Origin of the sequence: Candidatus Contubernalis alkalaceticus (genome assembly GCF_022558445.1) — a bacterium.
Taxonomy (GTDB): Bacteria; Bacillota; Dethiobacteria; order SKNC01; family SKNC01; genus Contubernalis; species Contubernalis alkaliaceticus.
Genome location: NZ_CP054699.1, coordinates 441,781 through 461,299 on the forward strand (window position 1 = coordinate 441,781; position 19,519 = coordinate 461,299).

Below are 19,519 nucleotides of genomic sequence, written 5' to 3' on the forward strand. Positions count from 1 at the left end.
GATGAAAAAAAATGACAACACAAGTAATATGGGCACGTCAGGGTACCATTACTCCGGAAATGGAGTGGGTGGCTTTCCGAGAAAATGTTGATGTTGAGTTTATCCGGGAAGGACTGGCTCAAGGCACTATTGTGATTCCTAGAAATAGAAACCGGAAAGAATTTAATTACTGTGGGATTGGAAAGGGCCTGAGAATTAAAGTAAATGCTCTGATTGGCACCTCCAGTGACCGGGATGAGATTGAAATGGAAGAAAGGAAGCTGGCCATTGCCCAGGAGGCCGGATGTGAAGCGGTTATGGACCTGAGCACCGGGGGAGATATGAACCGGATGAGAAGTCAGACCCTGGAAAAAGCCAATATGGCCGTAGGCAGTGTGCCGGTTTATCAGGCAGGCATCCAAGCCATTGAAAAAAGAGGAAGTATTGTGGAAATGACCGGGGAGGATATATTTGAAGCGGTGGAACAACAGGCGGAAGATGGAGTAGATTTTATGGCCATCCACAGTGCCCTTAATTTTGAGGTAATAAAGCGCCTCCAGACCACCGGCAGGGTTACCGATGTGGTCAGCCGGGGAGGGGCATTCCTGACCGGCTGGATGCTGCATAATCGCAAGGAGAATCCACTATATGAACAGTTTGACCGGCTGCTGGAAATCTTAAAAGCTTATGACGTAACCTTGAGCCTGGGGGACGCCATTCGTCCAGGTTCCACAGCGGATTCTCTGGACGGAGCCCAGCTCCAGGGTATGATTATTGCCGGGGAACTAGTTGCCAGAGCTCAGGCTGCCGGTGTTCAGGTTATGGTGGAGGGTCCAGGGCATGTTCCCATGCACCATGTAGAACCTACCATGCTGCTTCAAAAAAGGCTGTGTAATGGGGCTCCCTATTTTGTACTGGGCACCCTGGCTACGGATATAGCTCCGGGGTATGACCATATTACCTCTGCCATTGGCGGAGCCTTGGCCGGAGCTTCGGGAGCAGACTTCTTATGTTATGTAACCCCTGCGGAACACCTGGGGCTTCCTACGGAACAAGATGTCAAGGACGGGGTAATTGCTGCCAGAATTGCTGCCCATGCGGCAGATTTGGCCAGGGGAAGCCGCAGTGACTGGGATAGAAATTTAAGAATGGCCCGGGCCCGGGTTGAACAGGACATAAATCTCCAGGCATCTCTGGCTTTAGAGGCCAAGGAACTTAATAAGCTGGCAGCGGAAGGGAAAGATGACTCCTCTGTTTGTGCGGTCTGCGGAAAGGAGTGTGCTGCTTCAGCTGCCGGCAGGTATTTTCAAGTAGGAGGTCTATAGATGAAATTTAAACCCGTGATAGGGAGGTTATATCCTATTAATAACACGCTTGACGAACCGGGGCTTAAATCCTTTGTGAACCTGAAGCTCCAACTGGGGGAGGTTCAGGGGACGGCACTGGCTGTGACTAAGTATAAATATCATAAAGTCATAGAAAAGAATCCTAACTTTAAAGAGACCGTTGAAAACGGGGACGAAGATAGGGTGACAGCGGCATGAAGTTTCCACCCTATTTTAATCATGATCCCCAAAAGGCAGGCCCCCAGTATCTGGAGGACTTAGCCACCGGCTATTGGTTTTCAGAAGCCTTATTTACCGCCGTTGAATTGGACATTTTTACTGTCTTGGAGGGAGAGGGCAGGGAATCAACAGAGCTTTCCCGGGAGCTTGCCCTGGATCCCGTAGGGCTGCAGCGTTTCTTGAAGGTTCTTTGTACTTTGGGCCTGGTGGTGGTTGACCAGGGAAGGTATTTTAACACCAAAGTTTCTTCTGACTTTTTGGTAAAGGGCAGAAAAAATTACCAGGGGGAATCCATCCTCTGGCGCAAGTATCTTTCTTCTCAGTGGCGGGATCTGACGGAATGTCTAAAAAAGGGAGGGAGAGTTTCTTTTTCATCGGAAGAGAAAGGAACTTTGGAGGAGAGGACCCGTAGATATATCCGGGGTATGGACTCTGTTGCCCGGATGAAAGTAAAGGAAATTCTGCCGATATTTCATGGACTGCCTCTGGAGGGGGAGATTTTAGATGTGGGTGCCGGTTCCGGCGCTGTTGCCGCTGGTTTCTTAGAAAAGTTTCCTGCCCTTCAGGCTACTCTGGCGGACCTTTCTACAGTTTTACAATTTGCTAAAGAGGGCCTTAAGGAGAAGGGCCTGAGAGAGAGGTTTACTTTTACAGAAACCAATCTCCTGGAACCCTGGCCCTTTGAAAAGGAACGCTATCAACTGGTGATTTTATCAAACATTATCCATGCCTACGGAGAAAAAGAGGGGCGGCACAACCTAAAAAGCGCGGTAGAAAGCCTGAAGCCGGGGGGATACCTGGTTGTCCATGATTTTTTCCGGGAACACATTCCCTCAAAAGCCGCTCTTTTTGACCTGAACATGTTTATCAACACGTACAATGGAGAGGTTTTTGAAGGAAAGTGGATTCAAAAAGAGCTTGAGTCATTAAACCTGTTCTGCACCGGACTGGTCCCCCTGGAGTCGGATACTGCTGTGCTCATCGCTGCTAAAGACCCAAAGGACCTGGAAAAACTGTCCCTGGACCCCAGGTCTCTATTGGCTTTAGAAATTAAAGAACTGGGCTTTGCTGAAGTCTGTCCCATTTCTGTGGACTCGGTACATGTCCCCCACTGGGGAGACCTGCGCTGTCGTTACGGCTGTGGACAATATGGAGATTCCCATTGTCCTCCCCACAGCCCTTCCCCGGAAAAAACTAAAGAAGTGTTAAGGGATTACACCCGGGCACTTATTCTTCAGGGTGAACCTCCCACGGGAGATTTCCAATCCCTGGTTCTGCAGGCGGAAAAAGAGGCGTTCCAGGCGGGTTATTATAAAGCCTTTGTTTTTTGGGCTGGTCCCTGTTCCCTCTGCAGTTTTTGTGAAGGCAAGCAAGGGGGATGCTGCAATACCCGAAACGCCAGGCCCTCTATGGAGGGAGCGGGAATCGATGTTTTTGAAACCGTAAGACGGGCAGGATTAACAGTAGAAACCCTAAAAAAGCAGGGGGAATTTATCAAGTATTTTGCCCTGCTGTTACTGGAGTGATGAATATGAAAAAGAGAGTATTACTGGTTCAAGCTCTTTCCATGGAGGAACCTTCCGCAGAAAAGGTATACCCCCTGGGGATTGTTATCCTGGCCACATCCCTTAAAAATGAAGGGCATGAAGTAGGCCTTTTGGATATGAACATGGAAAAAGATTCTTTTGGAGCGCTAAAGGAAAGGCTGTTAACCTTTGAACCGGAAGTGGTGGGTATTTCCCTGAGAAATATTGATCCTTTAGCTAATAAAAACAGTTCCCTGATTCCTCCCTTTCAGGTAATGGTTAAAATGGCGGCTGCTTTAAGGCCAAAGGCCTGGTTAATTGTGGGAGGTACCGGTTTTTCACTTTTCCCCCAACGCCTCATGGAGGATATGCCGGAAATTCACTACGGGATCGTAGGGGAGGCGGAGGAATCACTACCAACCCTGTTATCCACTTTGGAAAGCCCCTCCATTTTTTTAAAGGGCCTTTGTTTTAGAGAGGGCGGAAGGGTTATGGTGAATTCACCTTCCAGGAATTTAGATTTTAGTTGCTATAGAGTTCCCAGCCGGGAGCTTTTGGACCCCGGGCCGTATCTGGAGAATAACAGCTATGTCCCTTCTATGGGCGTGGAGACCAAGCGGGGTTGTCCTTTTACGTGTGGGTACTGTGTGTATCCTGCTCTCCAGGGAGAAAATTTCCGATGCCGCCCTCCCGAAAAGGTTGTGGAGGAGATGGAAATGCTCTACAAAGAATTCGGCATTGACCGGTTTCACTTTACTGATCCGGTCGTAAACGCCCCCAGGGGTCATCTGGAGGACATCTGCCGGGAACTGCTGAGGCGAAGGTTACCGCTGAAATGGAGCGGCTTTATGCGGGAGGATTACCTGGATGAAAAAAATGTCTCTCTTTTTGAAAGGGCAGGATGTGAGTGTTTTTCTTTTTCTCCTGATGGCCTTTGTCAGAACTCTTTGGAGGTGCTGGGGAAAAATTTAAACCAGGATCAGGTGCTGAAGGCTGCAGAGCTGGCAGCCGGCAGCAACGTGCTCAGCGTGTATCATTTTATGGTCAATGTTCCCGGAGAAACTGAAGAGACCTGTCGCCAGGGGATTCAATTAATGGAAAAAATCTTTGAACTTCACAGCAGAAAACAGAACCTGGGCACCATGGTTTTAAACAACATTCGGATTCTCCCCGGGACTTCCATGGAGGCCGCAGCCAGGGCCAATGGAGTAATTCATAAGCAAACCGATCTCCTTTATCCCGTTTATTACAATCCCAGGCCTTTTGAGACTCTCAGATACCGATTGGAAGCCTTTCATCTGCATCAAAATATCTTTATGTGGAATGGGGTGAGTGTGTAAGATGAAAATATTATTACTGGAGCATCCCCGGGCAATCTGTCCCGAAAGATGTAATGATATTGCCAATACTCCCCTTTCCTCCAGCCTGCTCAGCGGATATGCCGCCGGCATGCTGCAGAGCAGGGGTCACCAGGTGAAGATTCTGGAGGGATATCTGGATAGGCTCTCTTATGAAAATATTGAAGATAGTATCAAGGAATTTGAACCGGATATACTGGGAGTACACATGGTTTATCACTGGAAAACCGACTATGCCCTTTTTGAACTGCTGGAAAAGATAAAAAGATTTTTGCCCCGGCTCTATATTACCGTTTTCGGGTTTTATCCTACTTTAAATTATGAGGAAATAATCAGCAGGTGCCCTGCGGTGGATTCCGTTATCTTGGGGGAAGCTGAACTAACCTTTGCAGAGGTGGCTGAACTCTTATCTTTTGGAAAAAAGCCCTTTGGGGTTCAGGGCCTGGCGGAAAAAAATACTGCCGGTAAAATCATTTTTTCCCGCCGGGAACCGGTTCAGGACCTGGACAGCCTTCCTGCTCCCGTAAGAACAGAGGCGATGATGAAGATCTCTGAAGTGAATATTCAGGGAAGCAGAGGATGCTACGGTTCCTGTACCTTCTGCTACATTAACAACTTTTACGGTAAGTCCCGGTGGCGGGGGAGAAGCCCAGAGAATATTAGTAAGGAAATTGATGAAGTAGTCTCCTCTACCGGGGCAGATAAGTTTTATTTCACGGACCCCAATTTCTTTGGGCCCGGGGAAAAAGGACAGTTCCGTGCCCGGCAGATGGCAGAGCTTTTAAAATCCAAACATATTCAGTTCGGCATAGAGGCCCGGGTCAATGATATCCACGGGGATACCATAAAAGCACTGGTGGATGCCGGACTTCGCCACATCCTCATTGGAATGGAAAGCGGCCGTGACAAGTCCTTGAAAAGGATGAATAAGATGACATCCGTAGCACAAAATGAAAAAGCCCTTCAAATATTAAGAAGTTTTGGCATTGAGCCCAACATAGGATTTATAATGTTTGAGCCGGATTCAACCCTGGAGGATATCCGGGAGAACTTTGAATTTCTTCAAAGAAACAGGCTTTTAGATAATCTTGCCATAACGGCCAATCTGCTTTATCACCACCAAATTATCTTAAAGGGGACAAGGGCATACTCACAACTAAAAAAAGAAGGACGTCTGCAGATTTCCAGCTCCTCAGATTATGAAGGGACGGCGGTCCTGGAAGATGAAAAAGTAAGTGCCCTGGCAGGCCTTATGAGGAAGGTTACCAATCACCTTTTTGCCCGGATGTCAGGAATCTGGAGCGGAAAAGTCCCAGAAACCCAGGATATTGAGGAGAAGACCAATGAGATAAACCAATTGTTGGTCAATCTTTTTGAAAGCAGTTTATTCCACCTGGAGAGAGATAAATTTACAGGTGAAAAATCCCAGGAATCTATTGCCGAGGATATCATGAAAAAGATAAATAAAATACTTGGTTCATAATTCTCCCCCTTGACAATTTTTTTTGACTTTTTGAGATTCAAACCAACCTGCAAAAAGGCCTCAAAAAAAAGGTATCGTGGTAAAAAAAATAGAAAAAGAGGAATAGATTTATCAAAATATCATATAATGGGGTGGATGCATGAAGTACAAAATTATCGGGACCACTATGCCTATGGCAGAACTGAAGTTGGAAAAAGGGGAAAGAATAACTGCTCAACCAGGAGCTATGAAATGGATGACCTCTGGAATACAGATGGAAACCTCTATGAAGGGGGGGCTGAAGGGGGCTTTGAAGAGAACCCTGTCAGGGGAAAAAGCTTTTATGAATTATTTTTCAGCTCTTCAGGACAAAGAAATTGTTGCCTTTGGACATACTTTTCCTGGAAATATCTTAGTTTTAGACCTTTCAGAGAAGTCAATTGTTTGTCAAAAACGCTCCTTTCTGTGCTCTACTGATGAAGTAGAATTAAATATTACCTATCAAAAAAAGCTGGGGACGGCTTTTTTCGGCGGCGAAGGTTTTGTCATGCAGAAACTTTCCGGAAATGGATTAGCTTTTGTAGAAATTGATGGGGAATGTGTAAAAAAAGAACTGGCTCCGGGACAAACTATAAAAGTGGAGACAGGAGCTGTGGCCATGTTTGAAGAAAGTGTCCAGATGAATATTGAACGGGTGAAAGGATTTAAAAATATGTTTTTTGGCGGAGAAGGGATGTTTTTGACAACCCTGATAGGCCCTGGAACGGTTTGGCTGCAGACCATGCCTATTCAAAATTTGGCTGCAGATATATTCAGTTATCTTCCTCAGTCCAGCAGCAAATAACTGTAATTGCTAAAAAATTAAAAAGGTTTCTAGAACATAGGAACAGTTAAAGGCAGCTGTTTAGTTTTGCAGCAAGTTCCAAGGCGGAGAAAAAGACTATATAAAAAAACAAAGTGGTGATTCTTATATTTTAGGACCACCACTTTGTTTTAGTATCACACACTAAAGAAGATATTCTTGAATTTACAGGGATTAATTTATGTAATTATTCAAAATCATATTTTATTTTGGCTTTTCCAATCATAACGTTGATATGTTTTTCAACGACATTAAACATGGGAAATTTGCTGTAAGGAAAGTTCACTATGTTTTTTGACAGATCCGGGCCGTATTTACATTGACCCTCTTCCAATTTGACGATATATTTTTCTGGGTTTTCAACAAGGAGTTCAAACCTTCCAACTCTGTTTTTTCTAGAAAGCTTGACCCCTTTAATTTCATCTTTTTCAAAGGGTTGAAATATCTCTCCGTTATTAATTGTGCATACCTTTTGGTTGGTTACAATTACGGCCTCTCCAGATCTTCCTTTAACAATAGCCTTTATGTCTTCATTTTCACCTATATGTTCGTTAATCATGTCCTTCATATATTGAGGAATATAATCAACGACAGTTTCCAGACAGCTCTTATCAGACATCCCAATCTCACTCTCCTTTATTTATGATTTATTCTAATCATATCTTATTTTCCTTAATCAGGCAAATAGCAAGGAAGAAATTCTTTGTTTTTTGGATTTTTGGATTCCAGGAGTAATTGAGATATGTTTCTTTAAAAGCTTACTTATTCTTTCCCCGAAAGGATTGACATTCGTTATAAATACTGTTAGAATTTAATGAATTAAAAGGACGATGACAGGGAATAGTATGTGTTTAACGCTGGGAGTCAGAGAGCCGTCGGAGGGTGCGAGGCGGTCCAGGCGAGGCACAGAACTCTCCCTTGAGTAGCCGACCGAAATTTTTAAAAGAAAGTAGGCTCGGACGGGAACTTCCGCCGTTACAAGGAAGGGGATATCGGAGAATTCCTGTATCCTGTAAGAGGGGGCATGTTTATGCCCTAAGTTGAGTGGTACCACGGAGAATAACCCTTCGTCTCAAAAGAGATGAGAGGGTTTTTATATTTTTAGAGGGTGGTGGTTTATTTGGAATTAGATCTAGCTGACCTTAGGATGACCTTTAAGTATGAATTATTTATGAAAGGCTATTTGGGACAGAATTAATGCCAAAGGAGGCAATAAAAATATGCGCAAACTGTTTATTTTTGATACCACCCTCAGGGATGGGGAGCAGTCCCTGGGTTTAACCTTAAATGTTAAAGAGAAATTAGAAATCGGCCGACAGCTGGTAAGGCTGGGAGTGGATGTAATTGAGGCTGGTTTCCCCGCCTCTTCTCCCGGGGACATGGATTCAGTGAAAACTATAGCCCGGGAAGTGAAAGGCGTAATAATCTGTGGTCTTTCCCGGGCGGTAGAGAAAGACATAGATTGCTGTGCCCAGGCTTTACGGGAAGCTGACCAGCCCCGAATTCATACCGGTATAGCGGTTTCTCCCATACACATGGAGAGGAAGTTGAAACTTACTCCGGACCAGGTGGTGCAAACAGCAGTATCTGCTGTAAAGCATGCAAAGAAGTACATGGAGGATGTAGAATTCTATGCGGAGGATGCTTTTCGAAGCGAACCTGCTTTTTTGGCTAGAGTTTTAGAACAGGTGATTAATGCTGGGGCTACGGTCGTAAATATACCCGACACCGTAGGTTACGCTACTCCCTGGGAATACGGGGAGTTAATTGCTTATGTGATGAACCATGTAAGCAATATCCATAAAGCTGTGGTCAGCATTCACTGTCATAACGACCTGGGTATGGCCACGGCAAATTCTTTGGCGGGGATTAAGGCAGGAGCCAGCCAGGTGGAGGGAACCATTAACGGAATAGGAGAAAGGGCCGGCAATACCTCCCTGGAAGAAGTAATTATGTCAGTGTATACCCAACGGGAGCGATATGAGATAGAGTTGGGTGTGAATACCCAGGAAATCTCTGCAACCAGCCGGCTGGTATCTCGAATTACCGGAGTCCCAGTTCCCTTCCACAAGGCCATCGTAGGGGCCAATGCTTTTATGCATGCCTCGGGCATTCATCAAGATGGGGTTTTAAAGGAGACCTCCACTTATGAAATAATTAATCCGGAAGTTATCGGCATTCCTAGAAATACCATTATTTTAAGCGCCAGATCTGGGCATCACGCTCTGAAACACCGGTTGGAGGAGCTGGGCTACTTTCTGGAAACTGACCAGCTGGAGGAGATCTACCAGAAATTTTTACGGCTGGCGGACCAGAAGAAGGAAGTATTCGATGAAGACCTTCATGCCCTGATGGGCTCCACCGGAGCAGATCAGAACGGTCAGATAAGTTTCAAGAAGGTTTCTGTCAACACCTCAGGAGATGCTGCATCTACATCTACTGCAACCATTACCTTGGAAATATTGGGTGAAACCCAGACGGATGCAGCCTGCGGTATTGGACCGGTGGATGCGGTATTTAAAGCTATTGACCGGGTAGTAAAGAAACCAGTGCATTTAGAGGATTATACCCTGAAATCGGTGAGTCGAGGCAGCGAAGCCCTGGGAGATGCCACAGTGAAACTCCGTTATGGAGAAAAAGACACTGTAGTAGTGGGTAGGGGAATCAGCACAGATATCATTGAAGCCAGCGCCCGTGCTTATGTAAATGCTTTGTCTAAGATAAAAGAGTTCCAAGGGTAAAGTGTTAAGGGTTGTCAGAAGAACCGTCCCCTATCTCTTGACAACCCCTTGACAACCTTGACAACTGTAAGGAGAAACTAATGACGAAATATCTTATAGTGGTTCTCGTTTTAATTTTGATGTATTACCTAAATCGAAAATATTGGAACTTTTTTTTAAGGTTCCAGTCAGCCGGCCAGGGAATGAACCATTCTCTTTGGCAGAATATTCTTATTGCAGCAGCAGCAATTACTGTTGTTATTGGTTATTGTTTTCTCTACCTTGGAGGGAATAGAGACCCTGAATATTTTTATGGACTAGTAGTTCTGTTTCCTTTGACTTTTTTATGCTGGTGGATTTATCGCAAAATGTTTACAGCGAAAATTAAAGAGGAATTGAGAAGTCAATGGGGGCTTCTTCAGGAGAGGAAAAGGGATTTTAAAGAAATTCAGGAGCTTTTTCGTTTTATTACTTTTGATAAGGAAGACAGGCATGTAATAAACCAGCAAACCTGGGATGATTTAAATATGGACCAGATTTATTCCCAGGTGGACAGGACTCTGACTACCCCAGGGGAACAGGTTCTATACAATATGCTCAGGACTCCGCTGCTAAAGGAGGAAAAATATAAAGAACGCTTGACCTGGCTGAACCTTTTTCAAAAGGAACAGGGGTTGAGAGAGAGGCTTCTATTCAATCTTCGGCAGTTTGATCGACAGGATTCCAGTTTATTGTGCTTGCTTTTATGGGAGGAAATTTCTTTTGAAAGCCGGTATTTAACGCTTTACCGTTTGATGTTTGCTGCTGCCCTGCTGTCTCCGGCGTTTATTTATTTTTTAGGGCTGGAGGCTCTTTTGATTGTAGTTATTCCGATTTTTATCATAAATTATTATCTTCATAGCATGGCTAAAAGGTTTTCCATGGGCTATGTATCTACCATGGGTTACCTGCATGCTTTAATTCGGGCTGCCCGGGATATGGGGGAAATTAAAGATTCCCGGATTGAAGAATTAACAGGACCCTTAAAGACTTTCGCCTCTGCCTGTCGAGGAATTACTAGAAAAGCTAAAACTTTGGGCTTAGAAAGCGCTGATTCTGTTGGATTATATGAATATGTGAATATCTTTTTTCTTATTGAAGCCAGGGGTTTTCAAAATGCTCTAGAAGAAATAAAGGTGCGTCGGAAAGAACTGCAGAAAATGTATCTGTTGATAGGGCAATTGGATGCACTGCTTTCTTTCTCTTCCTACCGAACGGGCTTAACCAATTATGTAGAACCACTTTTGAACAAAAAAAGCGAACCGGAGATTTGCGCTGAGAACATAAGACATCCTCTCATACCGGAGGCGGTGCCAAATTCTGTAACCTTGAAGGGAATGGGAGCCATTATCACCGGTTCCAATATGTCCGGTAAGTCAACTTTTTTAAGAACCCTGGCGGTAAATGCCCTTTTTGCACAAACTATTTGTGCTTGTTTAGCCGATAATTATCAGGCCAGCTATTTTAAGATAATGACATCTATCAGTAAAAGAGATGACCTTACCATTGGAAAGAGCTATTATCTAGTGGAAGCTGAATCGCTGCTGGAAATGCTCAGAGAAGTGGAGGCTTCTGTGCCTAGTTTTTATGTCATTGATGAGATTTTACGGGGTACCAACACAGTAGAAAGGATAAGTGCCGGGGTGGAAATTTTGAATTATCTGGCGAAGCAGAACTGTCTAACGGTAGTGGCCAGCCATGACCTGGAAATTGCCAAGAGTTTTGAAAGTTTATACAATCTGTATCATTTTAGCGAAAAAGTAGGGGATAGTGGACTGGAGTTTGATTACCGGCTTAAAGAGGGTATATCTAAATCAATGAATGCCATTAAGCTATTGGAATTTTTAGGTTATCCTCATGAAATAGTGGAAAAGGCGGCTCAAAGGGCCATTTCCCCCGGTTCTAAACTGCAGTAATAATGACAAACTTCTCCAGGTTTAAATTGTTAGGCAAAAATATTTATGATATAATAAATAGTATCGATAACCTGTCTGAAAGGTATGTAAGTATCCTTTTACCTTACTTGTCTTGCTCTTATTTTATTATCTTATAAGAAGGAGGAGATTGAATATGTTAGACCCATATCGTTGTCAAGTTTGCAGTGAAACTTATTTAGGCCAGGAGATTCCCGATCGATGCCCATTTTGTGGCGCTTCTTTTAGACATCTTGTCCCGGCTGCAGAATGGATTGATTATGGAAAAGTGGAGATGTCTGAACAGAGCTACAAGGATTGTAAGGAGGCCATTAATTTAGAGATTAACAACAGTGCCTTTTACAAGTGTGCTGCCGGACGTGCAGAAACCCAAATTACCCAGTCTATCTTTAAAAGATTATCTAAGCAGGAAATGGAACATGCGGAACTTCTGTGTAAAATGATTGGAGAGGATGAACCTGATCTTCCAGAAGTTCAATGCAGTGAAAGTGATTCAGAAAATATGATGGATGCCCACAAGAGGGAAAGCCGGGCCATTAAGTTTTATCAGGAGGCAGCTAACAGAGCGCCGGAACCCAGAGTTCAGGAGATTTTTAGAGCCCTTTCGGAAATTGAATCTGAGCATCTGAAAATATCCAGTGTATACAGATAAGTTGGAAAGAGCCCTTCTTAAATTGAGGGGCTTCTTTTTTTAACCTCGGACCTGTAAAATTAGTGAAGGTGGTTTTTCACAAAAATGAAAACTTATTAGCTCATAATATGATAAAATGAATATATCAGCAGGTTTTAAGTTTTTGTATTTCTAATAAACAGGAGGAGCCGATGTGTGGAAGGTATAAGCAGGGAGCTGCCCTGCATGCACTGATGAAAAGGTACTTGATCAGCAAAGAATTACAAAAGGAATATACTCCGTTAAATGAAGTGTTCCCTTCCCAAGTTGTCCCTGCAGTGGTTGAGCAGGGGGAGAGGGAGCTGCAATTGTTCAAATGGGGTTTTACTGTGGGCTTTAAGAAGGGCCTGGTCATAAATGCCCGAGGGGAGACGGTTGATACTAAACCTCTTTTTAAACAGGCTTTTTTAAAAGGAAGATGCCTGATTCCAGCAGAGGGTTTCTTCGAATGGAAAAAGGATGGCCAGAGTAGTGAAAAGCATTTTATTACCCTGGCGGATGGTTCTATTTTTTCCATGGCCGGTATTTATAACCGGTTTAAGGACAGCAGTGGAATTGAATATGAGGCATTTGTGATTATCACCACCGCCTCCAATAATCAGGTGGTCAATATTCACAACCGTATGCCGGTAATTCTTTCTCGGCAGGAGGAAGAATTGTGGCTGAACCCGGAGTTAGAGGATGTAGGCCTTTTGAAAAGCTTGTTGAAACCCTATGAGGGAGAAGAGATTGAATTGAAAGTATTAAAATGTTAACTGATTATTTAAAAGAAGCTTTGGGTTCAATAAGCACTGAGGGCTTATTTAAATTTTTTGTAATCAGGCCCTTTTTTTATGCTTTCATAAATAATTAGGTTATGCTTAATAGGTTGATATGATTGAGCAGGGGCTATGGGTATACATTGGCTTAAAAGGCAGGTATCTAAAAGATGATGCACTAATTTCAGTAATAAGTTTTGAAAAGAAAACTTTAGGGGGAACATAAGTGGCAAAGGTAAAACAATCAGCCATTTTATTGGTGGTTCTTTTAGTAATTGGTTTATTGCTGGGGAGTATTCTAGGGGATATATTATCAAAACTAGGGGTGCCGTATATTTTTGAATCCACACAAATCCGCTGGAGCCCTTCGGGGGATTTTTCCATTTTGGTCTGGGATATTAATATACTTTTGAGAATTAACTTGGCCAGTGTGTTGGGCCTTGCTTTGGTTTTTTATATATACCGGAAGTTATAGTATAAGATGTGAGAGATGCGAGGGATATAAATGAATGAACATAGTGAAATGCTGGCAAAAGAAAGAATAGGAAAACTGCTTTATAAACTGTCTGCTCCGGCCATGGTGGGGATGCTGGTTCAGGCTATGTATAATATTGTAGATACTATTTTTGTAGGAAGAGCCGTGGGTTTTATGGGGATTGCCGGGTTGACTATCGTTTTTCCCATTCAGATTTTAATCATGGCTTTTGCACAGACTATCGGAATCGGTGGATCATCTATCATTTCCAGAAGCCTGGGAGCAGGAAACTTAGAGAAGGCCAATAAAACCTTTGGGAACATAGTTTCTCTGGTAATAATGGTGAGCATAGTAGTGATGCTCCTGGGAGGTTTGTTTATTGAGCCGGTCCTAAAGGTTTTTGGGGCCACGGAGTCTATTTTACCTTACGCCGCGGAGTATTTAGGTATTATTCTTTTTGGAACTTTCTTTTTTGTCTTTGCGGTGTCCTGCAACAACGTGGCCCGGGCAGAAGGGAATGCCAAAGTGGCTATGTATACCATGTTGATTTCTGCCGGCTTGAACGTTATCTTAGACCCGATATTTATTTTTGGTTTTAACATGGGAATTCGGGGGGCTGCCCTGGCTACAGTCATTTCTCAGGCTTCTATGAGTATTTACCTGATATACTACTTTTTGAGCGGTAACAGTACTCTGGTCTTGAGGCTCAAGAATCTCAAAATTATTCCGGATATTTTTAAGGAAACCATGACCATTGGGGCCAGTTCCTTTGCCCGACAGGCCTCTGCCAGTATTATGGTGGTCATCATCAATAACAGTCTGGCCTTTTATGGTGGGGATTTGACTATTGCCGTTTTCGGTGTAATAAATCGGCTTTTGATGTTTGCCTTCATGCCTATGTTTGGAGTAGTGCAGGGATTACAGCCAATTCTAGGATTTAACTACGGTGCCGGTCAGCCGGATCGGGTGAGGAGTTCTATCCAGCTTTCTATTCTGGTAACTACGGGTATGTCTGTTTTTGCTTTTTTAGCTTTTATGCTTTTTCCAGAGCATCTTATACGATTGTTCAGCACGGAACAGGAGCTGATAGAGATGGGGACTCAAGCTATACGCATCATTTGCCTGGCTTTTCCGGTTTTAGGATATCAATTGATTGGAGCCGGTATTTATCAGGCTCTGGGGAAACCCCTGCCTGCCATGGTTTTGTCTTTGTCCCGGCAGGTGCTGTTCTTCATCCCCATGGTGCTGCTGCTGCCCTTATTCTTTGATCTGCAGGGGGTTTGGGTGGCCTTTCCCGCGGCAGATATTCTAGCCTTTACAGTAACCTTTTTCTTGGTAAGGGGAGAGATGAGACTGCTTAAAAATGAAATGATTCTCAACGGCCAATGGAAGGAGCGTCAAGATGTCACCTAAAAATATAAGAAACTTTTGTATAATTGCTCATATAGATCACGGAAAGTCTACTCTAGCGGACCGTCTCCTGGAAAAAACCGGAGCCCTGACCCAAAGGGAAATGAAAGAACAGGTCTTGGATTCCATGGACCTGGAGCGGGAACGGGGTATTACTATTAAACTACAGGCGGTTCGTCTGGTATACCGGGCTAAAGATGGAGAGGAATATATTTTAAACTTAATAGATACCCCTGGACATGTGGATTTTACCTATGAGGTGTCCCGAAGCCTGGCAGCTTGTGAAGGGGCCCTTTTGATTGTGGATGCCGCCCAGGGTATGGAAGCTCAGACTCTGGCCAATGCTTATCTGGCTCTGGAACATGGCCTGGAAATCATTCCAGTAATCAATAAAATAGATTTGCCCAGTGCTGACCCCCAGCGGGTAAAAAGGGAATTGGAGGAGACTCTGGCCCTGGACGCCTCCGAAGCCCTTTTGGTTTCTGCCAAAGAAGGTACGGGAACCGAAGAAGTTTTGGAGGCTGTTGTAAAGAGAATATCGCCTCCTGAGGATTCAGACCAGGAATCTCTCCGTTCTTTAATCTTCGACTCCCATTATGATCCTTACCGGGGGGTTATAGCCTATATAAGAGTAAAGGAAGGGACAATTCAAAAGGGACAGAAAATAAAGCTGATGAATACCGGCAAGGTCTTTGAAGTGAGTGAAACAGGAATTTTTCTGCCGGCCATGACTTCGGTTTCCTCCCTTTCTTCAGGGGATGTGGGTTATGTAATCGCCGGAATTAAAAATGTGGCGGAGGCTCAAGTGGGGGATACTATTACCTCTGAGGCTAATCCTGGGCAGACTCCCCTAGCCGGTTATCGCAAAGTGGTGCCCATGGTATACTGCGGCCTTTTTCCTCTGGAGAACACAGAATTTGATGAGGTGAGGGAGGCACTGGAAAAACTAAAATTAAACGATGCGGCCCTTTCCTATGAACCGGAAACTTCAGCTGCTTTGGGTTTTGGTTTCCGCTGTGGGTTTTTGGGCCTTCTGCATATGGAGATTGTTCAGGAACGGCTGGAGCGGGAATACGGTCTAAATTTGATTACTACTGCTCCCAATGTAATATACAGGATTATCCTTAAAGACGGGCAGGAAACCTTTATCGATAACCCCTCAAACTACCCCCCAGTAGGGGATATAGAGCGGGTTGAGGAACCCTTCGTTCAGGCGGGTATTCTAGTGCCCGGAGATTACGTAGGAACTGTGATGGAGCTTTGTCAGGACAAGAGGGGTAATTATGAAACTATGAATTACATGGAAACCGGCAGAGTCATGCTTACCTATTCTATGCCTCTGGCGGAAATCATTTTCGACTTTTTCGACCAATTAAAATCTAAAACTCGGGGGTATGCTTCCCTGGATTACAAATTAACAGGTTACAAGATGTCCCATCTATCACTGGTTGATATCCTGGTTAATAACCAAAAAGTAGATGCCCTTTCCTTTATCGTTCATCGGGAAAGAGCCTTTCAGCGGGGGAAAGATATGGTGGAGCGGCTGAAGAAAATGATCCCCCGGCAGTTGTTTGAAGTTCCCATTCAGGCGGTGGTGGGAAATAAGGTTCTGGCCCGGGAAACCATCAAGGCCTTAGGAAAGAATGTCACCGACAAATGTTATGGTGGAGATATTACCCGAAAAAGGAAACTCTGGGAGAAACAAAAAATGGGGAAAAAACGAATGAAACAAGTGGGCAATGTTCAAATCCCCCAGGAGGCCTTTATGGCTGTGCTCAATGTTGACAAATAGCGTAAAAAGGGGAGAATATCATCTTTAATTTTATGGTTTCCCCAATAGTTTAAACATATTTTTCTTGTAGGCCTCTACTCCCGGTTGGTCAAAGGGGTTAACTCCCAGTAAATAACCGCTCATTCCACAGGCCTTTTCAAAAAAGTATACCATCTGACCATAATAGTAAGGGCTGATCTGGGGAACAGAGATTTTAAGGTTGGGAACACCGCCTTCTATATGGGCCTGAGCGGTGCCCTGGAAGGCTTTTTCATTTACATGATATATGGTTTTCAAAGAAAGGTAGTTCAGTCCGTCCAGGTTATCCTCCTGTTCAAAAATGTTCATATCCACCGCAGGTTTTTCTATCCAAAGGGTGGTCAAAAAAAGGTTTCGGTAACCATCTTGAACATATTGTCCCAGGGAATGCAGGTCTGTAGAAAAGTTCATGGCCGCCGGGAAAATCCCCTTATGATCTTTTCCTTCACTTTCCCCAAATAGTTGTTTCCACCATTCTCCAAAGTAATAAAGGGAGGGTTCATAGTTCACTAAAAGCTCTATAGTTTTCCCCTTTTGATATAGTAAATTTCTTATAGCCCCATACAGGTAGCTGGGGTTATTTTCTATATCGCTTTTACTAAAGAGTTCACAGCCCCTGCGGGCTCCAGCCATTATTTCCTCCAGGTTTATGCCTCCTACAGCCATGGGCAAAAGGCCCACCGGCGTCAGCACGGAAAATCGTCCCCCTACATCATCAGGTACTGTAAAGGTTTCATAGCCTTCCTTCTCCGCCAGTATCTTCAGGGCTCCCTTTGCCTGGTCGGTGGTGGCAAAAATCCTTTCTCCGGCCCCTTTTTTACCGTGCTGCTGTTCAATTAAGCTTTTTAAAACTCGGAAAGCCAGGGCTGGTTCCAGAGTGGTGCCAGATTTGGATACCACGTTGATATAGACATCTTTGTTCTTTATGACCTCCAATAATTGGGTAAGGTAAAGGGGGCTGATATTATGACCAGCAAAATATATTTCCGGACCTTGACGTTCTTCTCTGGTAAGTCCGTTATAAAAGCTGTGAGTTAACAGTTCCAATGCCGATCGGGCTCCCAGATATGAACCCCCGATGCCGATTATTACAAACACTTCGGCTTTTTCTTTTATCTTTTGTCCTACCTGTTGAATTCGCTGTAATTCCTCTTGATCAAAGCGCAGGGGCCAGTCAATCCAACCGGCATATTCACTGCCGGGGCCCTCCAGGTTGTGCAGCAGTTGGTGAGCTGCAGTTATTTTGGGTCTTAAGTAATCTAACTCATGCTCCTTAAAATAATCCTCTGCTCCGCTGCAATCCAAGGTAATATTATTTTCCATTATAATCTCCCTTACATTTTAACATTTTTGGTTTTTGGTAAGCTGAATTTAATCCTGGTGAGAAGCTAAGTGTTTTTGGTTTTAATTGACAATCCTTTAGAAAAGATAAAACCTATTTCTTAATTCAAGGTAATAGATTTATTTTCATTATACATCTTAAATCCTAAATATTCCAATATTATTAATCGCTTAAATGCTGTTGATGATTTTTTCTTTTTTATCATTTCAGAGTAATTTAAAGCAGGTCATTAAATAATCTCAAATATTTTAATATATTTGTGGTAATCAGAAATTCCTTCCGGACTTTTTCAAAGCCTGCAGCAGCCATTTCCTCTGCCAGAGCGGGGTTTCTCAGCAGGGTAAGAACCTTTTCGGCACATTCCTCAACAGTATCCACCAGGTAGCCTGTTATCCCATCTTCAATTTGCAGGCGGATTCCTCCGGTATTGCCTCCAATCACCGGGGTACCTTTCCACAGGGCTTCTGATACCGTAAGACCAAAACCTTCTTTGATGGATTTTTGCAAAACGATATCCGAAGCCTTTTGGAAGGCATTAACCTCCAGGTTGGAAACGCCGTTGAAATTGGTTACAATTTTTATATCGTAGTCCTCCCCGGCCCGGCGCAGGGCCATGTACAGGTAATCCCAACCCTCAGGATCGTCGCTGGCCATGGAGCCTACCAGGGCCAGCTGAACGCTGGGGAATTCCTTTCGGACAATTTTATAGACTTCGATGACTCCCAAGGGGTCTTTCCAGGGATCAAACCGGGAAATCTGGGTAATTAAAGGTCGGTTACTATCAATCCCGAAACGATCGATAATTTTTTTAGCTTCTTCCTTTTCCAGGGGGATATTTTTATAGCTTAAGGGATCGATGGGGGGAGTGATGAAGTATAAACGGCCCGCATCCAATCCCTCTCCAACGAAATCCTCCATGGTAAAAATAACAGCGTCATACTGCTGGATGTAATGCTGTAGATAATTCCAATAATCAAGATTTGGCGTGGAGGTGTCAATGTGGCATCTCCATATCCAGCGGGATATATCCGGTGCTTTTCTCCAGGCCACCAGGCCCAAGGGCTGAGGGTCGTGAATTACTACAAAGTCGTACTCCCAGTTCAATATTTTATTGGCATTTAGCTGGCTGTATTTAAAGAAGGTATCGATAGTTTGCTGTTCCAGGCAGGCATCATCCCCCTGGAGACAGTTGTGAAATGCTTTTGTTACATTGAAAAATTCTTTTTCTCCATGCATAACCCACCAGTCTATATCCAGGCCCATATCTTGCATTAGTGGTATGAAGGAATGTAATATTTCCGCCACTCCGCCGCCAAATTCCGTGGCGTTGATCATAGCAATTTTTTTGCCCTGCAGCTTTTTTAACAGTTGATCCATTTCTTCACGGTCATCTTCCTCCAAAAATTGCAGATAATCTTTATAACTTTTTTTTAAAACCTGAACTTTTTTCAAATTATTACCTCCACAGTAAGGATTTTTAAGATATTCATAGAGCGGCGATTAAATTCGTTGAAACAAAAAACAAAAAATTGAATACCCCAAGCCTTTTTAAGTGTACTTATGATTATAGATTACTGGCTCTGGTTATATTATTTTTTAGGAAGGTTAA

General features: G+C 43.8%; 16 protein-coding genes and 1 other annotated feature. Of the genes, 13 read left to right on the plus strand and 3 right to left on the minus strand.

Annotated features, from left to right (window positions below; translation table 11 throughout):
* The first annotated feature begins 11 nt into the window (after nucleotides 1–11).
* The 6 genes from bzaB (at nucleotide 12) to HUE98_RS02180 (ending at nucleotide 6,734) form a co-directional block, all read left to right on the plus strand.
* Nucleotides 12–1,304 carry a B12 lower ligand biosynthesis ThiC-like protein BzaB gene (gene bzaB / locus HUE98_RS02155; RefSeq protein WP_241422248.1) on the plus strand — a complete coding sequence of 431 codons (1,293 nt, stop codon included), beginning with the start codon at nucleotides 12–14 and terminating at the stop codon, nucleotides 1,302–1,304.
* Nucleotides 1,305–1,523: a hypothetical protein gene (locus tag HUE98_RS02160; protein WP_241422249.1), complete on the plus strand. Its 219-nt coding sequence runs from the start codon at nucleotides 1,305–1,307 to the stop codon at nucleotides 1,521–1,523.
* Entirely contained in the window at nucleotides 1,520–3,070 is a 1,551-nt protein-coding gene (locus tag HUE98_RS02165; RefSeq protein ID WP_241422250.1) for a DUF2284 domain-containing protein, read from the plus strand. The genes HUE98_RS02160 and HUE98_RS02165 overlap by 4 nt, the downstream gene beginning before the upstream one ends.
* Before the next feature lie 5 nt (nucleotides 3,071–3,075).
* Nucleotides 3,076–4,410, plus strand: coding sequence for a B12 lower ligand biosynthesis radical SAM protein BzaD (bzaD, locus tag HUE98_RS02170; RefSeq protein WP_241422251.1), 1,335 nt, complete (start codon nucleotides 3,076–3,078; stop codon nucleotides 4,408–4,410).
* A gap of 1 nt (nucleotide 4,411) precedes the next feature.
* Nucleotides 4,412–5,911: a B12-binding domain-containing radical SAM protein gene (locus HUE98_RS02175; protein WP_241422252.1), complete on the plus strand. Its 1,500-nt coding sequence runs from the start codon at nucleotides 4,412–4,414 to the stop codon at nucleotides 5,909–5,911.
* A 139-nt stretch (nucleotides 5,912–6,050) separates the two neighbouring features.
* Nucleotides 6,051–6,734: a TIGR00266 family protein gene (locus tag HUE98_RS02180; protein WP_241422253.1), complete on the plus strand. Its 684-nt coding sequence runs from the start codon at nucleotides 6,051–6,053 to the stop codon at nucleotides 6,732–6,734.
* 205 nt (nucleotides 6,735–6,939) lie between these two features.
* Here HUE98_RS02180 and HUE98_RS02185 read toward each other — a convergent pair whose 3' ends face one another.
* Nucleotides 6,940–7,371 (minus strand): hypothetical protein, encoded by a 432-nt coding sequence (locus HUE98_RS02185; RefSeq protein ID WP_241422254.1) that lies wholly within the window; start codon nucleotides 7,369–7,371, stop codon nucleotides 6,940–6,942.
* Between the two features lie 202 nt (nucleotides 7,372–7,573).
* Nucleotides 7,574–7,830, plus strand: a binding site (T-box leader).
* Between the two features lie 142 nt (nucleotides 7,831–7,972).
* Here HUE98_RS02185 and HUE98_RS02190 point away from each other — a divergent pair.
* From HUE98_RS02190 to lepA, 7 genes are all read left to right on the plus strand, one after another.
* On the plus strand, nucleotides 7,973–9,493 hold the full coding sequence (locus tag HUE98_RS02190) for a 2-isopropylmalate synthase (RefSeq protein WP_241422255.1): 1,521 nt from the start codon (nucleotides 7,973–7,975) through the stop codon (nucleotides 9,491–9,493).
* An 80-nt stretch (nucleotides 9,494–9,573) separates the two neighbouring features.
* Nucleotides 9,574–11,427 carry a MutS-related protein gene (locus tag HUE98_RS02195; protein WP_241422256.1) on the plus strand — a complete coding sequence of 618 codons (1,854 nt, stop codon included), beginning with the start codon at nucleotides 9,574–9,576 and terminating at the stop codon, nucleotides 11,425–11,427.
* Between the two features lie 154 nt (nucleotides 11,428–11,581).
* Nucleotides 11,582–12,097: a ferritin-like domain-containing protein gene (locus HUE98_RS02200; RefSeq protein WP_241422257.1), complete on the plus strand. Its 516-nt coding sequence runs from the start codon at nucleotides 11,582–11,584 to the stop codon at nucleotides 12,095–12,097.
* Nucleotides 12,098–12,267: 170 nt separating this feature from the next.
* Nucleotides 12,268–12,870, plus strand: coding sequence for an SOS response-associated peptidase (locus HUE98_RS02205; protein WP_241422258.1), 603 nt, complete (start codon nucleotides 12,268–12,270; stop codon nucleotides 12,868–12,870).
* Nucleotides 12,871–13,099: 229 nt separating this feature from the next.
* Nucleotides 13,100–13,348 carry a DUF4321 domain-containing protein gene (locus HUE98_RS02210; RefSeq protein ID WP_241422259.1) on the plus strand — a complete coding sequence of 83 codons (249 nt, stop codon included), beginning with the start codon at nucleotides 13,100–13,102 and terminating at the stop codon, nucleotides 13,346–13,348.
* Nucleotides 13,349–13,378: 30 nt separating this feature from the next.
* Nucleotides 13,379–14,761 carry an MATE family efflux transporter gene (locus HUE98_RS02215; RefSeq protein ID WP_241422260.1) on the plus strand — a complete coding sequence of 461 codons (1,383 nt, stop codon included), beginning with the start codon at nucleotides 13,379–13,381 and terminating at the stop codon, nucleotides 14,759–14,761.
* Nucleotides 14,751–16,550 (plus strand): translation elongation factor 4, encoded by a 1,800-nt coding sequence (gene lepA, locus HUE98_RS02220; protein WP_241422261.1) that lies wholly within the window; start codon nucleotides 14,751–14,753, stop codon nucleotides 16,548–16,550. The genes HUE98_RS02215 and lepA overlap by 11 nt, the downstream gene beginning before the upstream one ends.
* A gap of 30 nt (nucleotides 16,551–16,580) precedes the next feature.
* On the opposite strand, the gene HUE98_RS02225 is transcribed toward lepA, so the two are convergent.
* Nucleotides 16,581–17,891, minus strand: coding sequence for a glucose-6-phosphate isomerase (locus HUE98_RS02225; RefSeq protein WP_241422262.1), 1,311 nt, complete (start codon nucleotides 17,889–17,891; stop codon nucleotides 16,581–16,583).
* Nucleotides 17,892–18,126: 235 nt separating this feature from the next.
* Complete coding sequence (locus HUE98_RS02230) at nucleotides 18,127–19,362, minus strand: glycosyltransferase (RefSeq protein WP_241422263.1); 1,236 nt, start codon at nucleotides 19,360–19,362, stop codon at nucleotides 18,127–18,129.
* Nucleotides 19,363–19,519 lie beyond the last annotated feature (157 nt).